Source organism: Pigmentiphaga soli (assembly GCF_039541095.1).
Classification (GTDB): Bacteria; Pseudomonadota; Gammaproteobacteria; order Burkholderiales; family Burkholderiaceae_B; genus Pigmentiphaga; species Pigmentiphaga soli.
This window is the reverse complement of the sequence record NZ_BAABFO010000001.1, coordinates 416,492-437,806: the sequence shown is the minus strand read 5'-3', so window position 1 is coordinate 437,806 and position 21,315 is coordinate 416,492. Positions and strand designations below refer to the sequence as shown.

The window sequence follows — 21,315 nt, the reverse complement described above, 5'->3', positions numbered from 1 at the left end:
CCGGGCGCGGTGCGCCCGCGCTCCATTCTAGGCCAGCGAAGAGGCTGCCGGTGGCTCTCCGGCCGGCGCCGCGCAGCCGGGCCGTGGCGCCGGCGATTGCCGCCGGGCACGCAGCTTGCGAGCCGACTGCCCGCCACATCCGGTTACCGGCGCCGGCGCAACCTGCGCGGGCACGCCGGTCCTACGAAGATGAGCCAGCCACATCCCGCCACGAGCGCCCTTCCCGCCGCGCCGGCACCACGCTGCCGGCCCTCCCCGCCGGCCGCAGCGATGCGGCGCTGGTTCGCGCGTCTGTCCGTCGTCCTGGCCGCGCCTTCGGCGGCTGCCCAGCCTGCCACGCCTGCGGCCTCGCCTTCCGCGTCCGCGGCGGCCACGGCCGGCGCAAGGCCGGCGGTATCGTCTTCCGCCGCGCCCTCGCCCGCCTGGCCGGCCCGGCTGCTGGCCGAGCTCGAACGGGCCGACGGCCGCACCACGGCCGACCTCGGCGTCTACGTGCGCGACCTGGAAAGCGACGTCTCGGCCTCCTACCACGCCGAGGAAAGCTGGTACCTGGCCTCCATGGTCAAGCTGCCGGTGGCGCTGGCCGTGCTGCGATCGGCCGAGCACGGCGAGCATTTCCTCGACACCAACCTGACCCTGCGCGCCGACGACTACGTGGACGGCGCCGGCCCCACCAACGGCTTCGAGCCCGGCGCGGTATTCACCGTGCGCACCCTGCTCGAGCAGATGATGATCTACAGCGACAACACCGCCAGCGACATGCTGATCGGCCTGGTCGGCATCGACGCCGTCAACGCGCTGGCGCAGGAAACCGTGCCGGCCGGATTCGGCGCCATCACTCGCCTGGCCGACGTGCGCCGGCGCATCTACGGCGAGCTGACGCCGGCCGCCGTGCACCTGTCGGGCCGCGACTTCGTGGTGCTCCAGCGCCAGGGCAGCGACGCCCGGCGCCTGCAGGCGCTGGCCGGGCTGCTGTCGGTGCCGGCCGCGTCGTTCGGCACGCGCAGCCTGGCCCAGGCCTATGCGGCCTATTACGCCACCGGGCTCAATTCGGCCCGGCTCGATGCCTACGGCGAACTGCTGGTGAAGCTGGCGCGCGGCGAGATTCTCGGCCCGTCCGGCACCGCCTATCTGCTGCAGGTCATGCAGCGCGCGCAGACCGGCGCGCGGCGCATCAAGGCCGGCCTGCCGAAATCGGCGCCCTTCGCCCACAAGACGGGCACGCAACGCGCGCGCATCTGCGACGCCGGCATCATCGGCTCGCGCGCCGCGGGCGGCCGGCGCGTCGTCGTGGCGGCCTGCACGCGCGGCGACCTTCCCACGGCGCGGCTGGAGCAATCGCTGAAGGAAGTGGGCGAAGCCATCGGCCGCTCCGGCCTGCTTGCCGACGAGGACCACCATGGACACACCGAACCGCCCGTGCCTGCTTCTGCTGTGCAGCCTGGCGCTGCTGGCCGCCAGCCCGGCCCGGGCCGCCGACTGGACTGACGCGCTGGAAGAACGCATCGCGCAGATCGACCGCGACTCGCCCGGGCAGATCGGCGTCTACGTCAAGCGCCTGGAAGACGGCAAGCGCATGGCCTACCAGTCCGGCAGGATGTGGTACCTGGGTTCGTCGGAAAAGGTGCCGATCGCGCTGGCCGTGCTGCAGGAAGTGGAGGACGGCCGCCACCGGCTGGACGAGAAGGCGACGCTGCAGGACGGCGACCGCGTGGACGGCTCCGGCAAGCTGGTCTGGCAGGAGACCGGCACCCGCTACAGCGTGGACGAGCTGCTCGAGAACATGCTGATGCAGAGCGACAACACCGCCGCCAACATGCTGGTGCGCGTGATCGGCGAAGACACGCTGAACCGGCGCGCGCGGGACTACCTCGGCCGGCGCGGCTTCAGGCAGCTGACCAGCCTGGCCGAGGTGCGCTACGCGGTCTATTCGGAACTGCATCCCGACGCCCGCAAGCTGTCCAACCTCGACCTGGTCAAGCTGGCCGCCGCGCCCATCGGACCGCAGCGGGTCGCGGCCTTCCTGCGCATGACCTCGCTCGAGCGCGATGAACTGCGGGTGCCGACGCTGGACGAGGCCTACGGCCGCTACTACGCGCGCGAACTCAATTCGGCCACGCTGGAGGCCTACGGCGACATGCTGGAGCAGCTGGTGCGCGGCAAGCTCGTCTCCGCCGACCACATGCGGCTGCTATACGGCTACATGAAGTACGACAGCTACGACGCCTACCGGCTCGAAGCCGGCCTGCCGCGCACGGTGCGCTTCATCCACAAGACGGGCACGCAATACCGGCGCGCCTGCCACATGGGCGTGATCGACCCGCAGCGCGGCGAGCACGGGGCCATCGTGGTCGCCGCCTGCGCGCAGGACCTGGACGAAGCCACGCAGGCCGGGCGAACGTTCGAGCGCGTCGGGCGGGCGATCGCCCAGGCGCTGCTGAACGGCGGCGACAACGACGGGCGCGGCGACAGGTGACGGGATCGCGCCGCCGCCGGCCGTCCCGCCGCGGTCAATGCACCATGTGCAGATAGTGGCGGTGGCGTTCGTACTGGTCGAGGATGTCGCCGATGACCTCCTCCCGGCTCCAGCCCATGATGTCGTAGTCCTGCCCGCCCTCGCGCAGGTGGACCTCGGCGCGGAAGTAACGCCGTTCGTCTTCGTGCCGCGACTCCTCGGGCGTCAGGCCCGGCCGCAGTTCGGCCACCGGATGGACGGCATACGAAAAATCGAGGTACTGGCCCTGGTGCGCCACTTCGAGCGCGACGTCGCCGTCCTCGCCCGGGCCGCGAACCGACACCTCGTAGCCCTGCCTGCCCAGTTCGGCGGCGACGTCGCGCATGGCCGGCAGCACCACGTCGGCGACGAAGCGCTGCACGTGCGGCAGGTCGGGCATCATCACGATATTGCGCAATCGCCGCTGCCACGGCTGGCCCGTGCCCGGCTGCGTGCGGGCGATCGCCTGGTAGCGGATGCGGCGCTTGGTGGCGTCTAGCTTGAGCGCCTTGAACAAGCCCCACAGCGCCAGCAACAAGATGAACGAGAACGGCAGCGCGCTGGCGATGGTGGCGGTCTGCAAGGCGTCGAGCCCGTCGGCCAGCAACAGCGCGATGGCCACCGTGCCCATCAGCAGCGACCAGAACACGCGCTGCCAGACGGGCGACTGCTCCGCGCCGCCTGAGGCGAGCAGATCCACCACCAGGGCCCCCGAATCGGCCGAGGTGACGAAGAAGACCAGCACCATGGCGATGGCCACGATCGAGGTCGCCCCGGCCAGCGGCAGGCGCTCGAGAAAGGCGAACAGCGCCAGCGAGCTGTCGGCGTCGACCACGCCGGCGAAGTCGCGCATGCCCTCGAGCAGGATGAAATGGATGGCCGTATCGCCGAACACGGTCATCCACAGCAGCGTGAACCCGGCGGGCACCAGCAGCACGCCGCGCACGAACTCGCGTATCGTGCGGCCGCGCGAGATGCGGGCGATGAACAGCCCGACGAACGGCGACCAGGCGATCCACCAGCCCCAATAGAACAGCGTCCAGCCGCCGATCCAGTCGTTGGGCTGGTATGCATACAGGTTGAACGTCTTGTACACGAGGTCGGACAGATACGCGCCGGTGTTCTGCACGAAGGTCTGCAGCAGGAATACCGTCGGCCCCAGCGCCAGCACGAACAGCAACAGCAGCACCGCCAGCCCGAGGTTGAGCTCGGACAGGATCCGGATGCCGCGGTCCAGCCCGCTGGCGACCGAGAGCGTGGCCAGCCCGCAGGCGACGACGATCAGCAGGATCTGGACCGGGACGCTCACCGGCACCCCGAACAGATGGTGCAGCCCGCTGTTGATCTGGGCCACGCCCAGGCCCAGCGAGGTGGCCACGCCGAGCACGGTGCCGATGATCGCGAAGATGTCGACGGCATGCCCGATCGGGCCGTTGATGCGCTCGCCGATCAGGGGATAGAGGGCCGAGCGCAGCGTCAGCGGCAGGCCGTGGCGATAGCTGAAAAAAGCCAGGATCAGGCCGACGACCGCGTAGATGGCCCACGCATGCAGGCCCCAATGGAAGAAGGTGATCTTCATCGCCTCGCGCGCGGCCGCCACGGTGCCGCCCTCGCCCACGGGCGGCTGGATGAAGTGCATGACCGGCTCGGCCACGCCGAAGAACATCAGGCCGATGCCCATGCCGGTCGAGAACAGCATGGCGAACCACGTCAGGTCGCGATAGTCGGGCTGGCTGTGGTCGGGGCCCAGCTTGATGTCGCCGTAGCGGCTGACAGCGGCGAATACGACGGCCAGCAGTATCACCGCCACCGTCAGCACGTAGAACCAGCTGGCTGTGGCGAGGATCCAGGCCTGGATGGCATCGAACACCGACTTCGTCGCGCCCGGCGCCGCGAAGGCGAGCAGCACGAGGGCGAGGACGAATGCCGCGGACAGGAAGAAAACGGGTGGGTTGACGGTCGAGGCCGGCAATTTCAAGGCGCGCTCCTGATTCTGTCTCCATGCAATTAGTACCATGGAAACAGCCGCTCTCGGCGCCCGCGAAGCGCGCGTGCCGGGTCCGCGGGGCGGCGGCGCGTCACTCCAGCTTCAGGCCGAGCTCCTTGATCAGGCCGCCGTACTTGACGTTTTCGTCGCGCATGAATTGCGCGAACTGCTCCGGCGTGTCGGGCACTACCTCGAAACCGAGCTTGGCGAACTGGGCCTGGACGGCGGGATCGCCCAGCACGATCCTGGTTTCCTGGTTGAGCCTGTCGACGATGGCCTTGGGCGTCTTGGCCGGGCCCACCAGCCCGAACCAGGTGATCACCTCGAAGCCCGGATAGCCCGACTCGGCGATGGTGGGAACGTCGGGCAGCAGCGGCGAGCGCTTCAGGCTGGTGACCGCCACCGGCCGCAGCTTGCCGTTCTGCACATAGGACAGCGGCCCCACGATGTTGGAGGTCATCACCCCCACCTGCCCGCTGAGCACGTCGACCAGCGCGGCGGAGTCGCCCTTGTAGTGGATCGGCGTCATATCTATCTTGGCCGCCTTCTTGAGCAGCTCCATCGACATGTGCGGCGACGAGCCGACGCCGCCGGTGGCGAAGTTGAGCCTGCCGGGATTGGCGCGCGCGTAGTCCACCACGTCGGCCACCGTCTTGAACGGCGACGACGGATTGACCGTCATCAGCAGCGGCGTGTCGACCAGCCGGATGATGTCGACGAAATCGTTGACCGGGTCGTAGCCCACGTTGGGATACAGGTAGGGCGCCACCGCGTGCGTGCCCTGCACCGCCACGCCCAGCGTGTAGCCGTCGGGCGCGGCCTTGGCCACGTAGGCGCCGCCGATGGTGCCGCCGGCGCCGGAGCGGATCTCGACCACGAAGGGCTGGCCGAGGCGCCGGGCCAGGTGGTCGGCCACCACGCGGGCCACCGTGTCGGTGGGACCGCCGGCGGTAGAGCCGATGACGATCTTGACGGGCTTCGAGGGATAGCCGTCGGCGCCGGCGGCGTGAGCCGCGAGCGCGGGGACCAGGCATAGCGTACCGAGCAGATGTTTGAACCGCAGCATGATTTGTCTCCTTCTCCGTGCCGGTATCGTTATTGAATTGCGGACAGGACAGCAGGCCGGCCTGCTTCATCGGCCCCGAGGGGCCGTGTCGCTTTTTTTGCGAGCCGGCGCTGCTGCCGGGCAACTTACCTGACTCCCCATATTCCGGAAAAATACTTTTTGGGGATGCTGCTATCGATTTACTCGATGCTGAACGGCACCTGGGGCCATGACGGACTGCACACATTTTGCTCTCGCTCCGAGATAAACATTGAACTAGGCGATCTCAGGGGGGCTGTCCATACTGCAATCGTCTTCTTGCAGTGCAGCATCCATGAACGCTTCCACCTCCCCCGCTCCCCGCCTGCGGCTGCGCGTCGACCGGCTGCCGATGGCCCATCCTGGCGACCTGTCGGCCTTGGCCGGATTGTTCGACGCCGGCGCCGTGCCGCCGGAGCAGGTCGTGGCGGTGATCGGCAAGACCGAGGGCAACGGCGGCATCAACGACTTCACCCGCGGCTTCTTCACCCAGACGCTGATGCACCTGCTGGCCGCCCGCACCGGGCGCCCCGCGGCCGAGCTGCTGCGCACGGTGCCGTGCGTGCTGTCGGGCGGCACCGAAGGCGTGCTGAGCCCGCATTACGTGGTGTTCTCGCGCGGGCCGGCGCGGGCGGGCGGTGCCGCCGACGCCGGCGGCGCGCTGGCCATCGGCACTGCCGTCGGCGCGCCGCTGCCGGCGCACGCACTGGGCCGCTGGACGCACGTGCGCTCGGTCGCCGCCGCCGTGCGCGCCGCGATGGCCGATGCCCGCATCGAACGGCCCGAGGACGTCGCCTTCGTTCAGGTCAAGTGCCCCTGCATCACCTCCGCCCGCGCGCAGGCCGCGCTGGCCGCGGGCCACGGCGTGGTCAGCGCCGACCCGGGCCGCTCGATGGCCTATGCGCGCGCCGCCGGCGCCTTCGGTGCGGCGCTGGCGCTGCGCGAGCTGCCCGACGATCCGGCGCTGGAAGCGGCGCTGCTGGCCGATTTCGATATCCATTGCGACCGCGCCAGCGTGTCGTCCGGCGTCGAGGTCGAGGCCGACGAAGTGATCGTGCTGGGCCACAGCCCGGCCTGGAGCGGCCCGCTGCGGATGGCCACCGCGCCGATGCGCGACGCGCTCGACATCGACGCCGTGGGCGCGGCGCTGGCGCCGCTGGGCATCGCACCGGCGCTGCAGGTGCCGGCGGCCGACCGCGCCCGCATCGCGGCCGCCTTCGTCAAATGCGAACCGGACCGCCGCGGCGCCATCCGCGGCCAGCGCCACACGATGCTGGAAGACACCGACATCAACGCCCAGCGCCACGTGCGCGGCGCGGTGGGCGGCCTGGTGGCCGGCGTGCTGGGCGATGGACGGATCTTTGTCTCGGGCGGCGCCGAGCACCAAGGCCCGGACGGCGGCGGCCTGATCGCAGTGATAGGGACCACCCCAAGCGGCCTTCGGCCGCCCCCCTCAAGGGGCGGCGCCGGCGGACCGGCAAAGCCGGATCCGCGGCGCCCGGGATAGGGCGATGGGGGTTGGGATGAAGGATTCCGAGCGGGGGGGTGCGGCGCCGTGGGAGTTGAGCGCGGGCGAGCTGTGCGCCGCCTATGCGGCTGGGGCGCTGTCGCCGGTGGACGCGGTGCGCAGCATCGCTGAACGGCGCGCGGCGGTGGAGCCCCGGATCAACGCCATCGCTGTGTGGGACGAAGACGGCGCGCTGGCGGCGGCGAAGGCCAGCGAGGCGCGCTGGCGGGCGGGCCGGCCGCTGTCGCCGATGGATGGCGTGCCGCTGACCGTCAAGGACAACATTCCGGTGGCCGGCCTGCCGTGCCGCTGGGGCAGCCTGCTGTACGCGGACCACGTGCCCGCGGTGGACGAACTGCCGGTGCGCCGGCTGCGCGAGGCCGGCGCGGTGCTGCTGGGCAAGACCAACGTACCGGAATTCACGCTGCTGGGCTACACCGCCAGCCGGCTGGCCGGCGTCACCCGCAACCCGTGGAACCCGGAATTGACGCCGGGCGGTTCGAGCGGCGGCGCGGCGGCCGCGGTGGCGGCCGGCATCGGGCCGGTGGCGTTGGCCACCGACGGCGGCGGCTCGATCCGGCGGCCGTGTTCGCACACCGGGCTGGCCGGGCTCAAGCCGAGCCGGGGCCGGGTGCCGCGCGCCGATGGCTTGCCCGAGATCTTGCCCGGCATGGAGGTGATCGGCCCCATCGCCCGCACGATGGACGACCTGCTGCGGCTGCTGGCCGTGATCGGCCCGGCGGCGCCCGCGCCGGCGCCGCTGCGCGCACCCGGTCGCATCGTCTACTGGCGCCACGTGGCCGGCGGCCCGGTCGATGCGCAGGTGCTGACCAGCATCGACGCCGCCGCCGAACGGCTGTGCGCGATGGGCCACGAAGTGGCCGAAGAGGATGCGCCGGCGGCAATCGACCGCTTCAACCGCGAGGCCTGGCCGGCGATCAGCGCCGGCGGCCTGGCCGCCATGCTGGCGCCGCTGGCCGCGCGGCTGGGCGAAACCGCGCTGCGCGACGCGCTGACGCCGGAGATGGCCGCCATGTGGGACGCCGGCCGCGCGCTGCCGGCCGCCGCGCTGCCCGCGGCCCGGCAGTGCGTGGCAAGGCTGCGCGATGCCGTCGGCGCCCTGTTCTCCCGTTGCGACGCGCTGCTGACGCCGGCCGCCGCCGCGCTGCCATGGCCGGCGGCCCAGCCCCACCCGGACCGCATCGACGGCCGGCCTGCGGGCCCGCGCGGCCACGCGGTATTCACCGCGTTCGCCAATGCCTGCGGCCTGCCCGGGCTGGCGCTGCCGGCCGAGCCGGCGGCCGGCGGATTGCCGGTCGGCCTGCAACTGGTCGGCCCGCGCGGCAGCGACGACCGACTGTGCGCGCTGGGGCGCGACTGGGAATCGGCCCAGCCCTGGCGGCATCGCCGCCCGGCCCTGGCCGATCTCGACGCCAAGTTTGCACCGCCACCCATTTGATAGCACACACCAACATGGCAAGGAACTTGCAGGGGATCGAATCACTATGAAGATCGTCATCATCGGCGCCGGCGTCGCGGGCGCCATCCTCGCCCACCGTCTGCACGGCCTGCCCGGCATCGAACTGCTTTGTCTGGAGCGCGTCGGCCTCGGCGACCATGCCGAAGCCGGCACCGGCCTGAACGTGGGCCCCAACGCCATCAAGGCGCTGCGCCGCGCCGATCCGGCCCTGGCGGCCGAGGTGGAGGCGGCCAGCCTGCCCTGGAACCGCTGGACCACGTCGCTGGCCGACGGCACCGTGCTGGCCGACCTGCCGCTGCCGCAGGTGGCCGACAACCCCGGCATCCGTATCCGCTGGTCAGAACTCTATCGCGTGCTGCGGACCGCCGCGGGCACCGCGATCCGTTATGGATGCACCATTACGGGGATCGGCCGCGATCCGGCCCGCCCGGGGTGCACCGTAGTCGAGTGGACCCAGGGCAGCCAGGCATATCGCATGGACGGCATCGACCTGCTGGTAGGCTGCGACGGCCGTTATTCCGACGTCCGCGCCGCCTTTTCCGGCGCACCCGAGCCGCACCACATTGGGGCGGCTATCGGCCGGGCGCTGGTCGAAGACAGCAGCGGCGGGCTGATCGACGACTACGGCCAATGGTTCAACGGCGACCATCGCCTGCTGGCCTTCCGCGTCAAGCCCGGCCACGTCTACATCGCCGCCACCTTCCCGACCGAACCCGGCGCGCCGGTGCGGCCCGAATGGAGCACCGAAGCCGTGGTGCGCGCCGCCTGGCAGCCCACCAGCGGCAAGCCGCTCAGCGCGCAGATGCAATGGCTGCTGGACGCCTTCTGCGGCGCGCTGGCCGACAGCCACTGGGCGCGCGTGCAGGAATCCGAGCCGCGTTTCGCCGAGCCCGACGCCGGCGTGCTTTACCTGGGCGACAGCGCCCACGGCATGGTGCCCACGCTGGGCCAGGGCGCCACCCAGGCGATGGAAGACGCCTGTGCCGCGGCGCTCATCCTGGAACGCGAGATCCGCGCCGGCAGCTGGGACGTACGCGCCTGGCTGGCCACGATCGAAGCGGCGCGCCTGGAACGCGTGCGCTTCGTGATGGCGCTGTCGGTAGCGGCCACCGACACCCTGCTGGCCGGCGCCGACCCGGTGGCCGGCACCCGCTGGAAGACCGAGCCGCCCTTCCTGGCCGACCTGGCGCGCCTGTACCGCGACGTGGCGCTGGGCGACGCGAGCGCAACGCCGGCCGCCGAGCCGGTGGCGGGCTGAGGAGGCGCACATGGCACACGACGACGGCGCCCTGACCCACGGCCTGTTCCACCTGGCCATCAAGACGGCCGACCTGGATGCGACCCGCGCCTTCTGGACCCGCATCGTCGGCCTGCGCGAGATCGCGCGGCCCGACTTCGGCTACCCCGGCGCGTGGCTGGCCTGTGGCCAGCCGGGCGGGCAGGCCATCATCCACGTGTACGCCGGCGGCCCGGCGCTCGGCCCGTCGGGCACGGCGCCGCGCGGTACCGCCGCCATCGACCACGTCTCGCTGTCGTGCAGCGGCTTCAACGCCTACGTGGCGCGCGTGCGCGCCGCCGGCCTGGCCTGGCGCGAATTCATCGTGCCGGGCACCACGCTGTGGCAGCTGTTCGTGTACGACCCGAGCGGCGTGCAGCTCGAAATGACCTTCGAAGGCGCCGTCGAGGACGGCCCCGAGCCCGACATGTCGCCCGGCCGCCGCTACGTGGCCGGCGACGATTTCTTCGACGCCTCGACCTATCCCAACCTGACCCTGACCATCGCTTCGTGAGGATTGCCGCCATGAAATTCCGCTTTGCATTCTCCGCCCTCGTGGGAGCCGCCGCACTGATCGCCGGCGCCGCGGGCGCCGCGCCGGCGGCCGCCGCCGACCTCGTCAAGGTCGGCGTCTTCCCGTCCAGCTCGTCGCTGCCTTATTTCGTCGCGCTGCACCGGGGCTACTTCAAGGAAGTGGGCATCGACGTGGAAACCGTGCCGCTGACCTCGCATCCGCTGATCGTGCAGGCCATCGTGGCAGGCAACATCGATGCCGCCTCCAACCTGGTGACGCTGGAAGGCGCCAACATCAACGCGCGCCGCCCCAATACGCTGAGCTACATCGCGCTGAACGGCCAGAACGCCAAGTACATCACCGAGCAATTCGTGGTCAAGAGCAGCAGCCCGGCCAAGACGCTGAAAGACCTGAAAGGCGCCAAGATCTTCTCGGCGCCCGGCCCGGCCAACATCGGCGCTGCGCGCGCGGTGCTCAAGACGGTCGGCCTGGAAGAAGGCAAGGACTACAGCATCCAGGAACAGCAGCTCAGCGTGCACCTGGGCGCGCTGCAGGCCGGCACCTTCGACGCCGGCTACACGCTGGAGCCGATCGCCAGCAGCATCATCGCCCAGGGCGCCGGGCGCCGGCTGGAAGCCGGCGTGATCTCCACCTACCTGCTGGGCGACAAGAACGCGCTGTCGTTCGCCGCCGGCTGCGCGCTGTCGGGCCGCCTGATGAGCGAGCGCCCGGACGTGGCCAGACGCTTCGCGCAGGCCTGGGCCAAGGGGCTGAAAGAGGCCAACGACGATCCGTCGGTGCGCGAATACCTGGCCAAGGACATGAACACCCCGGCCGCGCTGGCGCCCACCGTGCCGCTGGCCAAGCTGGTGATGGTGTCCGACATGCAGCCGTCCGACGTGGCCGCCTTCCAGAAATTCGTCGACATCGGCACCGACCTTGGCGTGGTCAAGGACAAGATCGACGTCAAGACCTTCCTGAAGAAGTACTGATCCCATGCGCGCCGCTCATCTGAAATCCGTCGACCTGTCGGCGCCTGCCGCGCCGCCGCCCGCCGCCCAAGCCGGCCCGGGCGCGCACCGCTGGTACGCCCCCGGCACCCACATCACCATCCGCGGCCTGACCAAGCGCTTCGAAGGCAGCACGCTGTACGACAGCTTCGACCTCGACATCCCGAAGGGCAAGATCGTGTCGGTCTTCGGCCCCAACGGCTGCGGCAAGAGCACGCTGATCAACATGATCTCGGGCATCATGCCCTACGACCGCGGGCAGATCCTGTTCGAAGGCAAGGAGGCGCGCGACACGCGCATCGGCTACGTGTTCCAGAACTACCGAGAGGCGGTGTTCCCGTGGCTGCGCGCGATCGACAACATCCGCTACCCGCTGCAATACCTCGGCATTCCCAAGGGCGAGCGGCAGGAACGGCTCGACCGCCTGGTGGAAAGCTTCGAGGTGCAGTTCGACCTCAACCGCTATCCGTACCAGATGTCGGGAGGCCAGCAGCAGCTGGTATCCATCATGCGCGCGCTGGTGGTCGACCCCGAGGTGCTGTTCCTCGACGAACCGTTCTCGGCGCTCGACTACGAGATGGTCCTGTTCCTGCGCGGCCGGCTGCAGAAGGTGCTGACCGAAAGGCAGGTGACCACGCTGCTGGTGTCGCACGACCTGGACGAGGCCGTGCTGCTGGCCGACGAGGTGCTGCTGCTGAGCAAGCGCCCGACCCACGTGGCCGAACGGCTGGATTTCGACGCGCCGCGCCCGCGCACCGCCGACACCACCGTCACGCCCGAATTCATCCGCGTCAAGACGCGGGCACTCGAAGTCTTTCAGCGGGAGGTCCGCAAATGAATCCATCCACGCTCTGGAGCGCCCGGCTGCGCCCGCTGGTCGGCGTGATCGCGCTGATCGCCGTCTGGGCGGGCATCCACGCCGCCCACATGATCGATCCGGTCCTGCTGCCGTCGCCGCTGGAGGCGCTGCAGGCCTTCTGGCACGGCCTGGCGCAGGGCACGCTGGGCGCCGATTTCTGGAAGACCATCGTGCGCACGCTGTCGTCGTTCGCGCTGGCGCTGGTGGTGGCGGTGCCGCTGGGCGTGGTGCTGGGCTCGTCGCAGAAGCTGTACGAGTCGATCGAATTCGCGATCGACTTCTTCCGCTCCACGCCGGCCTCGGCCATGTTCCCGCTGTTCCTGGTGATCTTCGGCGTGGGCGAGAAGACCAAGATCGCGGTGGCCGCCTTCGGCGCGGCGCTGGTGATCCTGTTCAACGTGGCCTACGGCGTGATGGGCGCGCGCAAGCAGCGCCAGCTGGCCGCCAAGGTGATGGGCGCGCCGCGCCACCGCATCCTGACCGACGTCATCCTGCTCGAATCGATGCCGCAGGTGTTCGTGGGCATGCGCTCGGGGGTGTCGCTGGCGCTGGTGATCGTGATCGTGGCCGAGATGTTCATCGGCTCCACCGACGGCCTGGGCCAGCGCATCATGAACGCGCAGATGGTGTTCGAAATGCCCGACATGTACGCGTCGATCTTCGCCGCGGGCCTGCTGGGCTATGTGATGAACCTGGCCTTCATCCTGACCGAACGCCGCTTCGTGCACTGGGGCGGCAAGTAAACAACCACGACGACAAAGGCATCATGCAGGATCCCGACATCAACATCCCCTCCGTACTGGCCGAGGTCGAGGCGGCGTTCGACGAATACGAACGCGCGCTGGTCAGCAACGACGTGCCGGTGCTCGACCGCCTGTTCCGAGACGCCGACTACACGCTGCGCTACGGCGCCGGCGAGAACCTGTACGGCTACCGCGCCATCCGGGACTTCCGCGCCGGCCGCCCGGCCGACAACCTGGCGCGCACGATCACGGCGCGCTCGATCACCACTTTCGGCACCGGCGCCGCGGTGGCCAACATCGAGTTCCGCCGCGCCGGGGTCGCGGCCATCGGCCGCCAGTCGCAAACGTGGATCCGCTTCGCCGAAGGCTGGCGGGTGGTGGCCGCGCACGTGAGCCTGATGAAGGGCTAGCGGCGGGCCGCTTCAGGCGTGGTCGCGCCGGGCCTGCGCGTCACGGCGCCCTGAACCAGTCAGGATCGACCGACAGCGCGACGGCGCCGGCCAGCGAAGCGACGGTCGCCAGCACGATGCGGCCGTCGAACGACTCCAGCTCGGGGTTCAGCAGCTTGGCCAGGCCCACGCGCATGACGATCGAGGTGCGCTGGATCGGCACCACGAGCGAAGCCGGCGCGATGGCCAGCGCCATGTAGACGAACACCTGCGAGGCCGCGGCCATCAGGCCGGTCATCGCGTACCAGCCCAGCGCCGGGCGCGAGATCGCCAGCGCGCCCCGGCCGCGGCCCGGCAGCGCCAGATAACCCGCCACCGCCAGCGTGGCGGCCGAATAGGCCACCGCCGCCCCCGCCAGCCCGCCCGCCATGCCGCTGCCCTCGATCATGCCCTCGCGCACGAGAATGGGGCTGGCGCCGAAGGCCAGCGCCGACAGCGAGGCGAAGAAATAGCCCTCGGCCAGCTGCGGCCGGAACGCGCCGGCCGGCGCCGCGCCCTGGCCCGGTGCCGTGATCGCCACCGCGGCCACCGGCCCGCCGCCGCGCGGCCGGCGCGCCCACGCCAGCCAGGCCGGCCCGTTGGCGTTCTTCACCGCCAGCATCGGCGCGGCCAGGATCAGCAGGATGCCCGCCGCATGCAGCGGCGTGAGGGTCTCGCCCAGCAGCGCGATGGCCAGCACCAGCGTGACCAGCACGCTGGTCTGCTGCACCGGCCCCACCAGCACCGCTCCCATCGCCCTGGTGGCGCGGTAGTTGCAGTAGCGGCCGAAGGCGAAATGCAGCAGCCCGGCCGCGGCGAACAGGGCGACCGAGCGGGCCGGAAAGACGCCCAGCAGCGGCAGCCCGCCGCAGGCCGCCAGCGCGATCCAGATCAGCGCCAGGCCCAGCAGCAGCGTGACGGCCATGGCCTGCGCCAGCGTGCCGTGGACCACGCCGCGGCGCAGCGTCGCATTGTTGGCGGCAAAGGTCACCGCGGCCAGGAAGGCCAGTATCGCCGGCAGGATCATGATAGGTTCCGGAACGTGGGTCGATAGGCGCGGCAGGCCGGGCGCCGGCGGCTACCAGCCGATCGCGCAGCCTTCGCGGCGCGGGTCGGCCGCGCCCATGAAGCAGCCGCTGTGCGGGTCGATGGCGATGGCCTGCGCCCCGCCCATCAGGTCGGTCCACGCCTGCACCGGCTTCATCCGGTGGCCGCGCCGGCCGAGCTCGCCGATCGTGGCGGCGGCGAAGCGGCTCTCGATGGCCACGTCGAGGTCTTCCAGGCTGCGCCAGCGCGGCGCGTCGATCATCTGCTGCACGTCCATGCCATGGTCGACGAAGTGCGTGATCATCTGCAGGTTGGACTGGGTCTGGCCGTAGTCGCCGGGCGTACCCAGCGCCATCACCGGCCGCCCCTGTTTGAGCAGCATCGGCGCCAGCAGCGTGTGCGCGGTGCGCTTGCCCGGCGCCAGCCGGTTGATGTGGCCGGGGTCGGCCGAAAATCCGTACATGCGGTTGTTGAGCACGAAGCCGGTGCCCGGCGCCATCCAGCACGAACCGAATTCGCCGAACACGCTCTGGATCCACGACACCAGGTTGCCGTCGCGGTCGGCCACCGCCAGGTAAGTGGTGTGGCCGAGCCGGCTGCCGCTGCCTGGCCGGTAGCGCGCCGCAGTCTGCAGCGACAGCGCGCGGCTGCGTTCGGCGATATAGGCGGGGTCGAGAAATTCCGCCGGCGCGCGGCCGCTGTGGGTGGGATCGGTCAGGTAGGCGTCCATGTCGGCGAACGACGCCTTCTTCGCCTCGATCATCAGGTGCACGAAGTCCGGCGCATCCCAGTCCGGGCTTGCCGCGCCCATCGCCTCAACCAGCTTGAGCTGCTGCAGCAGCAGCGACGCCATGGTGGGCGGCTGCTGCACCGCCACGTCGTAGCCGCGGTAGCTGCCCATCAGCGGCGCGCCGATGTCGGAGCGGTGCTCGGCGAAGTCGTCCAGCGCCAGCATGCCGCCGTCGGCGCCGAGCCCGCCGGCGATCGCCTCGGCGATCCAGCCCGTATAGAACACGGCGGCGCCGTCGCGGGCAATGTCCTCCAGGCCGCGGGCGAGGTCGGGCAGGCACAGGATCTCGCCCGGACGGGGCCAGTCGCCCCGGGGCCGGTAGGCCTGCCGCGCCGCCGGGTAGCGGTCGAGCAGTTCGGCTTTGCGGCGGAAGGCGGCGGCGACCCGGGTCGACACCGGGAAGCCGTGCTTGGCGTAGTAGACCGCCGTCGCCAACAGCTCGGCCAGCGTCCGCCGGCCGTGCCGGGCCAGCGCGTCCTCCCAGGCCAGCACCAGCCCCGGCACGGTGGCCGAAAGCGGCCCGGACGCGGGAATCCCGGCCACGAACCGGCCGGGATCGGTCGACCGCCCCGTCCGCCCGCAGCCGTTGAGCACTTCCAGGCGGCCGGAGGCGGCGTCGAAATACGTGTAGAAACCGTCGCCGCCGATGCCGCTGGCCGCAGGATCGACCACGGCGAGCACGGCCGAGGCGGCGACCGCCGCGTCCATCGCGCTGCCGCCCCGCTGCAGCACGCCGAGCGCCGCCTGGCTGGCCAGCGGATGCCCGGTGGACGCCATGCCGTGCGCCGCGAACACGACGGGCCGCGACAAGTGTTCCTGGTAGCTCACTGACTTCCTCCTTGGTGGCGCCGCGCCGGCGCGGAGCTATTCCGCGTCGGCACGGACGAATTTTTCCGAGGCGCCGATCGATCGCAGCGAGAAGAAAACGACGACGGCGACCGCCATGATCATCATCGTCAGCACGATCGGCCGCGTAAGCATCGATTCCGCGTTGCCCGGGTACATTTCGAGCGACCGCATCAGCGAGGTCTCCATCATCGGGCCGATGACCAGCGCCAGCACCAGCGGCGCGACGGGAAAATCGAGCTTCTTCATCCAGTAGCCGACCAGTCCCGAGGCCAGCAGCAGCGCCACGCCGAACATGCTGCCGTACTCGCTGTAGGCGCCGACGATCATGAACACGATGATCAGCGCATACAGGATAGCCGGCGGAATGCGCAGGATCGACACCCACAGCCGGATCAGCGGGATGTTCCACAGCAGCAGGATCGCGTTGCCGATGAAGAAACTGGCGATCACGCCCCAGATCACGTCCGGATGGTCGCGGAACAGCAGCGGCCCGGGCACCAGCCCCTTGATCAGGAAGGCGCCCAGGATCAGCGCGATGGTCGGCGTGGTGGGAATGCCCATCGTCAGCAGCGGGATCAGCGACGAGGTGGCATGCGCGTTGTTGGCCGACTCCGGCCCGGCCACGCCCTCCACCGCGCCATGGCCGAAGCGCCCCGGCGTGCGCGACACCGTCTTCTCGGCGATGTACGACAGGAACGAGGAGATCGACGGCATCATGCCCGGCACCAGGCCCAGCACGAAGCCCAGCACCGATCCGCGCAGCACCGGCATCGCCGACGCCCGCGCCTCGGCCGCCGTCGGCAGCAGCCGGTCGACCCGGTGCAGCTGGCCGGTGCCCGTGACGCCCCGCTCCACCGCGAGCATGATGTCGGCCAGCCCGAACAGGCCCATCACGATCGGCACGAACGACAGGCCGTCGAACAGTTCCGGCATGCCGAAGGTGTAGCGCGGATAGCCCTGGGTGGGATCGAGCCCGACCGTGGCCAGGAACAGGCCCAGCACGCCCATCATCAGCGCCTTGAGCATCGAACGCCCGGCCAGCGCCATCAGCAGCGTGGTGGCGAACACCATCAGCGCGAACTGCTCGGGCGGGCCGAAGCTGAGCGCGAAGCCGGACATGACCGGCGCCGCCGCGATCAGGCCGACGGTGGCCAGCACGCCGGCGAAGGCCGAGCCGACGGCGGCGATCGTCAGCGCGGCGCCGGCGCGGCCGGCCTGGGCCATCGGATGGCCGTCCAGGCAGGTGATGGCGCTGCTGGCCTCGCCCGGCACGTTCAGCAGCACGCTGGTAATGGTGCCGCCGAACTGGCTGCCATAGTAGATGGCGGCCAGCATGATGATGGAGCCGGTGGTGTCGAGCGAATACGTGAGCGGCAGCAGCAGCGCCGTGGCGGCGGCGGGCCCCAGGCCCGGCAGCACGCCCACCAGCATGCCGATGCCGGTGCCGGCCAGCGCGTACAGGATGTTGTGCAGCGCCAGGGCGGTGCCGAAGCCCTGCAGGAGATGGCCGATGCTGTCCACGATGGTCACACTCCCAGCAGCCGCAGGCCCGGGATCGCCGATAGCGGCAACGGCACCTCCAGCAGTTTCTGGAACAGGTAGGCGCTGCCCGCGCCGGCCGCCGCCGCCACCGCCAGCGTGGCCCGCCAGCCCTGGCCGCCGACGGCCCGCATGCCGGCGGCCGCCACCGCGAAAGCCGTCAGCGCGAAGCCCAGCAGCGGCATCGCGACGATGGCGAACAGCACGATCGCCGCGACCGCCGCCGCGCGCGCCGGACCGCCGGCCGGCGCGGGCTCGGCCTCGCCTTCGTCGCCGCTCTGGGGCAGCGTGAGCCAGGCGACGGTCAGCAGGCACAGCAGCGCGCCCAGCACCATCGGGAACAGGCCCGGTCCCGGGCCGATGTCCGAATAAACACCGAACTGGACGGCGCTGCACACGATGGCCAGCGACAGCGCCATCAACGCGACGGCGGACAGGCGCTTGGCCACGCTGGCCCGGGGCCGCCCGGGCGGCCGCGCGGGCGCGCTCATTTCGCCTCCCGAGCCAGCAAGGCCGTCAGGTCGGCGTCGGTGCGCTTCCACAGGTCGGCGCTCTGCGCGCCGTCCATGTAGCGGAATTCGGCGCCCAGGCCGGCCAGTTGCCGCTGGAATTCCGGCGTATTGACGGCGCGCCGGATGGCGCCTTCGACCTTGGCCGCGATGTCGGCAGGCACGCCGGGCGGCAGCGACAGCGTGCGGGTGGTGAAGCCGTTGACCTTGTAGCCGGCCGACGCGAAGGTGGGCACGCCCGGCAGCAGCGCCGACGGCTCGTCGGCCATGACGGCCAGCACGCGCACGTCGCCCGACTTGTATTGCCCCATGTAGTTGGACGGCGTGGAAGACAGCGCCTCGATGTGATGTCCGAGCAGCGCCGTCACGCCCGGCGCGCCGCCGCTGAAGAACACCGGCGCCACGCTGACCCCGGTGGCGCGTTCGAACGACAGCAGGTCGATGTGGGCGTTGGTGTAGCGCCCGGCGTTGCCGATGCGGATCTTGCCGGGCTGCTTGCGGGCATCGTCGACCAGGTCGGACACGGTCTTGTAGGGGCTGTCCTTGGTTACCAGGATGGAGCCGAACTCGAAGGCGAAGGTGGCCACCGGCACGAAGCTCTCGCGCTTGTACGGCGCCTTGCGTTCGGGGATGAGGTAGGTGAGGTTGGTGCTGGGCAGGCTGGTCGCGCACAGCGTGTAGCCGTCGGGCGCGGCAGCCATGCAGCGGGTCAGGCCGGCCTGCGAGCCGCCGCCCGGCATGTTGACGATCTGCACCGGCATGCCGAGCTCCTTTGCCAGCGCCGGCTGCAGCAGCCGCATGCTGACGTCGACCCCGCCGCCGGCGTCCCACGGCACGACCACCGTCAGTTTCTGGCCGGGCTTCGGATAATCCGCCGCGGCGGCGGCCGATGCGGCGCAAAGGCCGAGCAGCGCGCCCGATACGGCGCCGCGCAGGATGGAGATCAGGTTCTCGCTCATCGTCGTTCCTTCCGAATGGTGGCAATGGAATGCGCCATGCCCGGCTAGAGCACGGCGACGGATTCGTCGCGCCGGTCGGTAATGAACATGCAGCCCGGGGCGTGGGAAATGAACAGCGAAGGCCGGGAGCGCCTGGCCGCGTCCCAGATCGTCGCGATGCAGGCCCAGAACACCGGCACCTCGCCCGGCCGGATCGAGACCGGACTGCCGATGTCCGGGCGATCGATGTCGGCGATGCCGATGGCCGCCGGATCGCCGAAATGGACCGGCGCGCCATGCGTGCGCGGATAGCGCGAGGTCACCTGGATGGCCCGGATCGCGTGCCGCGGCAGCATCGGCCGCATGCTGACCACCAGCCGCGCGGCGAAGGCGCCGGCCGGCTCGCAATCGATGCCGGTCAGGTACATGGTGGGCTGGCCCGTTTCCTCCAGCTGGCGGTAGGGGATCTCGTTGGCCAGCATCGCCGCGTCGAAGGTCAGGCTGCAGCCGAGCACGAAGGTCACCAGGTCGTCGCGCCAGTGGCGCGCCACATCCAGCGGGTCGTCGCACAGTTCGCCGTTGCGGTAGACGTGGTAGCGGGGCAGGTCGAAGCGCAGGTCCGCTTCGGGCGCCAGGCGCCCGGCCGAGACGTCGCCGCCGCGGATCACGTCCAGCAGCGGCAGCGCCTGAGGATTGCGGGTACAGAAAAGCAGGAAGTCCTGCGCCTCCTGCGGCGGCAGCATGACGATGCCGCATTGCAGATAGCCCAGGCAGAATCCGCGCGTGCCGCCCTGCCAGCTGCCCGCGCGGAACATCGCGCGCGCCTGCGCCGGGCTCAGCGCGCCACGGCGGTCGGCCTCGGCCGTCATTTGACGAACAGCTTGCGGTCGAGCGCGGTCAGCACCTCGTGCCCCTGCTCGGTCACCAATACCGACTCGCTGCAGCCGACGGCGAATTGCCGCGGCTCGCGCAGGGCCGGCACGATGTGGAACACCATGCCGGGCACCAGCACCGTCGGGTCGTCGCGCTTGAGGGCGATGATCTCGGCCTCCATCCAGCTCGGCGGAAAGCCGATGCCGATCGAATACCCGGCCCGCTTGCCGGCGCTCAGGCCGTGCGCGCGGTAGACCTCGCCGACGGCGCGCTCGATGTCGCCCGCGGTGGCGCCCGGCCGCACGGCCGCGATGCCGGCCTCCAGGCCGCCGATGCAGGCGTCCGACATGGCGCGCACGCGCGCCTGCGGCTCGCCGATCGAGGCCACGCGCATCAGCGGCGCCGAATAGCGGTTGTAGCAGGCGCTCATTTCCAGCAGCACCGTATCGCCCGGCTCGATCACTCGGCGCTTGAAGCTGGTGTGGGCGATGCCGGAACGCGGCCCCGAATTGACGGTCGGCTCGCGCGACATGAATTCGCTGCCGGCCTCGTACATGGCCGATACCGCCGCCGCGGCCACGTGGTTCTCGGTCACGCCCGCACGCACCGCCGCCAGCGCGGCGCGCATGCCGGCGCCGGTGATCTCGGCGGTGCGCCGGATGTACGCGATCTCGGCCGGACTCTTGATGCGGCGGCAGGCCTCGACCACCCCGGTGGCGTCGACCAAGCGCGCGCCGCCCAAGGCGGCCTGCAATTGCTCCATGGCGCGCGCCGACACCGCCAGCGAACCTTTTTCCACGCCCAGCCGGCCGGCGGCCAGGCCGCGGGCGGAGAGCGTGCGCGTGGTGACCTCGACCGGATCCTCATGGTCTTCCCAGGCCACGAACTCCGAAATCCAGCTGCAGCTCTGCGCCAGCAGCAGTTCCAGGCGGCGCACGACCAGCAGCGGCTCGCCCTCCATCGGCACGATCAGGCAGTGATAGTTGGCCAGCCCGGTGGTCTGGTGGCCGATCAGGTAGAAGATATTGGCGAAGGAGTTCAGCAACAGCGTGTCCACGCCCGCTTCGGCCATGCCGGCGCGGACCTTGCGCAGCCGTTCCCGGTATTCCTCGACGCCGAACGTCATCTCGTAGGACGTTGACGGATCTGCTGCTTCGTTCATGCCGGCCCCCAAATATTTCGGATCCAATATCCAATTGAAAAGATGATCTTCCAGGATGCCGCATAGCAACAACCTAGTGATAACCCTTAAAATACGAGGAGAATTCCTTACGTTCAGCTGGTTTCAAGCGCATTGACGGCGAATTCACCGTCACATTAGAATTTTATTGGATCCAATATCCAAACAGGTTTACAGTGACCCAAAAGATCGAGAGACAAGAACGCCC

General features: G+C 70.4%; 19 protein-coding genes. 10 read left to right on the top strand and 9 right to left on the bottom strand.

Going from position 1 to position 21,315, the window contains the following annotated elements:
* The first annotated feature begins 270 nt into the window (after window positions 1-270).
* Both ABD927_RS02130 and ABD927_RS02125 read left to right on the top strand, forming a co-directional pair.
* Entirely contained in the window at window positions 271-1,488 is a 1,218-nt protein-coding gene (locus ABD927_RS02130; RefSeq protein ID WP_345245824.1) for a serine hydrolase, read from the top strand.
* Window positions 1,400-2,476: a serine hydrolase gene (locus ABD927_RS02125; protein WP_345245822.1), complete on the top strand. Its 1,077-nt coding sequence runs from the start codon at window positions 1,400-1,402 to the stop codon at window positions 2,474-2,476. The genes ABD927_RS02130 and ABD927_RS02125 overlap by 89 nt, the downstream gene beginning before the upstream one ends.
* Window positions 2,477-2,510: 34 nt before the next feature.
* Here the strand turns inward: ABD927_RS02125 and betT are convergent, their stop codons facing one another.
* Window positions 2,511-4,472, bottom strand: coding sequence for a choline BCCT transporter BetT (gene betT / locus ABD927_RS02120; protein ID WP_345245820.1), 1,962 nt, complete (start codon window positions 4,470-4,472; stop codon window positions 2,511-2,513).
* A 100-nt stretch (window positions 4,473-4,572) separates the two neighbouring features.
* The gene (locus ABD927_RS02115) at window positions 4,573-5,547 is read right to left on the bottom strand and encodes a Bug family tripartite tricarboxylate transporter substrate binding protein (protein WP_345245818.1); all 975 of its coding nucleotides are present in this window, start codon (window positions 5,545-5,547) and stop codon (window positions 4,573-4,575) included.
* Between the two features lie 313 nt (window positions 5,548-5,860).
* Here ABD927_RS02115 and atzD point away from each other — a divergent pair, with 313 nt between their 5' ends.
* From atzD to hpxZ, 8 genes are read left to right on the top strand one after another with little or no spacing between them, the layout of a single operon-like run.
* The gene (atzD, locus tag ABD927_RS02110; protein ID WP_345245816.1) at window positions 5,861-7,072 is read left to right on the top strand and encodes a cyanuric acid amidohydrolase; all 1,212 of its coding nucleotides are present in this window, start codon (window positions 5,861-5,863) and stop codon (window positions 7,070-7,072) included.
* 16 nt (window positions 7,073-7,088) lie between these two features.
* Window positions 7,089-8,531 carry an amidase gene (locus ABD927_RS02105; protein ID WP_345245814.1) on the top strand — a complete coding sequence of 481 codons (1,443 nt, stop codon included), beginning with the start codon at window positions 7,089-7,091 and terminating at the stop codon, window positions 8,529-8,531.
* A 46-nt stretch (window positions 8,532-8,577) separates the two neighbouring features.
* Entirely contained in the window at window positions 8,578-9,810 is a 1,233-nt protein-coding gene (locus ABD927_RS02100) for an FAD-dependent monooxygenase (protein ID WP_345245812.1), read from the top strand.
* Window positions 9,811-9,820: 10 nt separating this feature from the next.
* On the top strand, window positions 9,821-10,342 hold the full coding sequence (locus ABD927_RS02095; RefSeq protein ID WP_345245810.1) for a VOC family protein: 522 nt from the start codon (window positions 9,821-9,823) through the stop codon (window positions 10,340-10,342).
* Between the two features lie 11 nt (window positions 10,343-10,353).
* Window positions 10,354-11,334, top strand: coding sequence for an ABC transporter substrate-binding protein (locus ABD927_RS02090; RefSeq protein ID WP_345245808.1), 981 nt, complete (start codon window positions 10,354-10,356; stop codon window positions 11,332-11,334).
* Window positions 11,335-11,338: 4 nt separating this feature from the next.
* Window positions 11,339-12,190: an ABC transporter ATP-binding protein gene (locus ABD927_RS02085; RefSeq protein WP_345245806.1), complete on the top strand. Its 852-nt coding sequence runs from the start codon at window positions 11,339-11,341 to the stop codon at window positions 12,188-12,190.
* The gene (locus ABD927_RS02080; RefSeq protein WP_345245804.1) at window positions 12,187-12,954 is read left to right on the top strand and encodes an ABC transporter permease; all 768 of its coding nucleotides are present in this window, start codon (window positions 12,187-12,189) and stop codon (window positions 12,952-12,954) included. Before ABD927_RS02085 ends, ABD927_RS02080 begins: the two co-directional genes overlap by 4 nt.
* Window positions 12,955-12,977: 23 nt before the next feature.
* Window positions 12,978-13,364: an oxalurate catabolism protein HpxZ gene (gene hpxZ, locus ABD927_RS02075; protein WP_345245802.1), complete on the top strand. Its 387-nt coding sequence runs from the start codon at window positions 12,978-12,980 to the stop codon at window positions 13,362-13,364.
* 40 nt (window positions 13,365-13,404) lie between these two features.
* On the opposite strand, the gene ABD927_RS02070 is transcribed toward hpxZ, so the two are convergent.
* The 7 genes from ABD927_RS02070 to ABD927_RS02040 are packed head-to-tail and all read right to left on the bottom strand — an operon-like array spanning window position 13,405 to window position 21,089.
* Window positions 13,405-14,409, bottom strand: a complete 1,005-nt coding sequence (locus ABD927_RS02070; RefSeq protein ID WP_345245801.1) for an EamA family transporter — start codon at window positions 14,407-14,409, stop codon at window positions 13,405-13,407.
* A gap of 51 nt (window positions 14,410-14,460) precedes the next feature.
* Complete coding sequence (ggt, locus tag ABD927_RS02065) at window positions 14,461-16,047, bottom strand: gamma-glutamyltransferase (RefSeq protein ID WP_345245799.1); 1,587 nt, start codon at window positions 16,045-16,047, stop codon at window positions 14,461-14,463.
* 36 nt (window positions 16,048-16,083) lie between these two features.
* Entirely contained in the window at window positions 16,084-17,598 is a 1,515-nt protein-coding gene (locus ABD927_RS02060) for a tripartite tricarboxylate transporter permease (RefSeq protein ID WP_345245797.1), read from the bottom strand.
* Window positions 17,595-18,098, bottom strand: a complete 504-nt coding sequence (locus ABD927_RS02055; protein ID WP_345245795.1) for a tripartite tricarboxylate transporter TctB family protein — start codon at window positions 18,096-18,098, stop codon at window positions 17,595-17,597. The genes ABD927_RS02060 and ABD927_RS02055 overlap by 4 nt, the downstream gene beginning before the upstream one ends.
* Entirely contained in the window at window positions 18,095-19,075 is a 981-nt protein-coding gene (locus ABD927_RS02050; protein WP_345245793.1) for a tripartite tricarboxylate transporter substrate binding protein, read from the bottom strand. Before ABD927_RS02050 ends, ABD927_RS02055 begins: the two co-directional genes overlap by 4 nt.
* A 44-nt stretch (window positions 19,076-19,119) precedes the next feature.
* On the bottom strand, window positions 19,120-19,923 hold the full coding sequence (locus tag ABD927_RS02045) for a putative hydro-lyase (protein ID WP_345245791.1): 804 nt from the start codon (window positions 19,921-19,923) through the stop codon (window positions 19,120-19,122).
* The gene (locus ABD927_RS02040; RefSeq protein ID WP_345245789.1) at window positions 19,920-21,089 is read right to left on the bottom strand and encodes a M24 family metallopeptidase; all 1,170 of its coding nucleotides are present in this window, start codon (window positions 21,087-21,089) and stop codon (window positions 19,920-19,922) included. Before ABD927_RS02040 ends, ABD927_RS02045 begins: the two co-directional genes overlap by 4 nt.
* Between the last annotated feature and the right edge of the window lie 226 nt (window positions 21,090-21,315).

What these genes read in the sequence shown, in the direction of transcription:
- ABD927_RS02095 (WP_345245810.1), top strand. Translation starts at nt 9,821, where the DNA reads ATGGCACACGACGACGGCGCCCTGACCCACGGCCTGTTCCACCTGGCC.
- ABD927_RS02105 (WP_345245814.1), top strand. Translation starts at nt 7,089, where the DNA reads ATGAAGGATTCCGAGCGGGGGGGTGCGGCGCCGTGGGAGTTGAGCGCG.
- ABD927_RS02085 (WP_345245806.1), top strand. Translation starts at nt 11,339, where the DNA reads ATGCGCGCCGCTCATCTGAAATCCGTCGACCTGTCGGCGCCTGCCGCG.
- ABD927_RS02115 (WP_345245818.1), bottom strand. Translation starts at nt 5,547, where the DNA reads ATGCTGCGGTTCAAACATCTGCTCGGTACGCTATGCCTGGTCCCCGCG.
- ABD927_RS02130 (WP_345245824.1), top strand. Translation starts at nt 271, where the DNA reads ATGCGGCGCTGGTTCGCGCGTCTGTCCGTCGTCCTGGCCGCGCCTTCG.
- ABD927_RS02070 (WP_345245801.1), bottom strand. Translation starts at nt 14,409, where the DNA reads ATGATCCTGCCGGCGATACTGGCCTTCCTGGCCGCGGTGACCTTTGCC.
- ABD927_RS02055 (WP_345245795.1), bottom strand. Translation starts at nt 18,098, where the DNA reads ATGAGCGCGCCCGCGCGGCCGCCCGGGCGGCCCCGGGCCAGCGTGGCC.
- ABD927_RS02090 (WP_345245808.1), top strand. Translation starts at nt 10,354, where the DNA reads ATGAAATTCCGCTTTGCATTCTCCGCCCTCGTGGGAGCCGCCGCACTG.
- ABD927_RS02100 (WP_345245812.1), top strand. Translation starts at nt 8,578, where the DNA reads ATGAAGATCGTCATCATCGGCGCCGGCGTCGCGGGCGCCATCCTCGCC.
- ABD927_RS02045 (WP_345245791.1), bottom strand. Translation starts at nt 19,923, where the DNA reads ATGACGGCCGAGGCCGACCGCCGTGGCGCGCTGAGCCCGGCGCAGGCG.
- ABD927_RS02125 (WP_345245822.1), top strand. Translation starts at nt 1,400, where the DNA reads ATGGACACACCGAACCGCCCGTGCCTGCTTCTGCTGTGCAGCCTGGCG.
- ABD927_RS02050 (WP_345245793.1), bottom strand. Translation starts at nt 19,075, where the DNA reads ATGAGCGAGAACCTGATCTCCATCCTGCGCGGCGCCGTATCGGGCGCG.
- ABD927_RS02080 (WP_345245804.1), top strand. Translation starts at nt 12,187, where the DNA reads ATGAATCCATCCACGCTCTGGAGCGCCCGGCTGCGCCCGCTGGTCGGC.
- hpxZ (WP_345245802.1), top strand. Translation starts at nt 12,978, where the DNA reads ATGCAGGATCCCGACATCAACATCCCCTCCGTACTGGCCGAGGTCGAG.
- ABD927_RS02040 (WP_345245789.1), bottom strand. Translation starts at nt 21,089, where the DNA reads ATGAACGAAGCAGCAGATCCGTCAACGTCCTACGAGATGACGTTCGGC.
- atzD (WP_345245816.1), top strand. Translation starts at nt 5,861, where the DNA reads ATGAACGCTTCCACCTCCCCCGCTCCCCGCCTGCGGCTGCGCGTCGAC.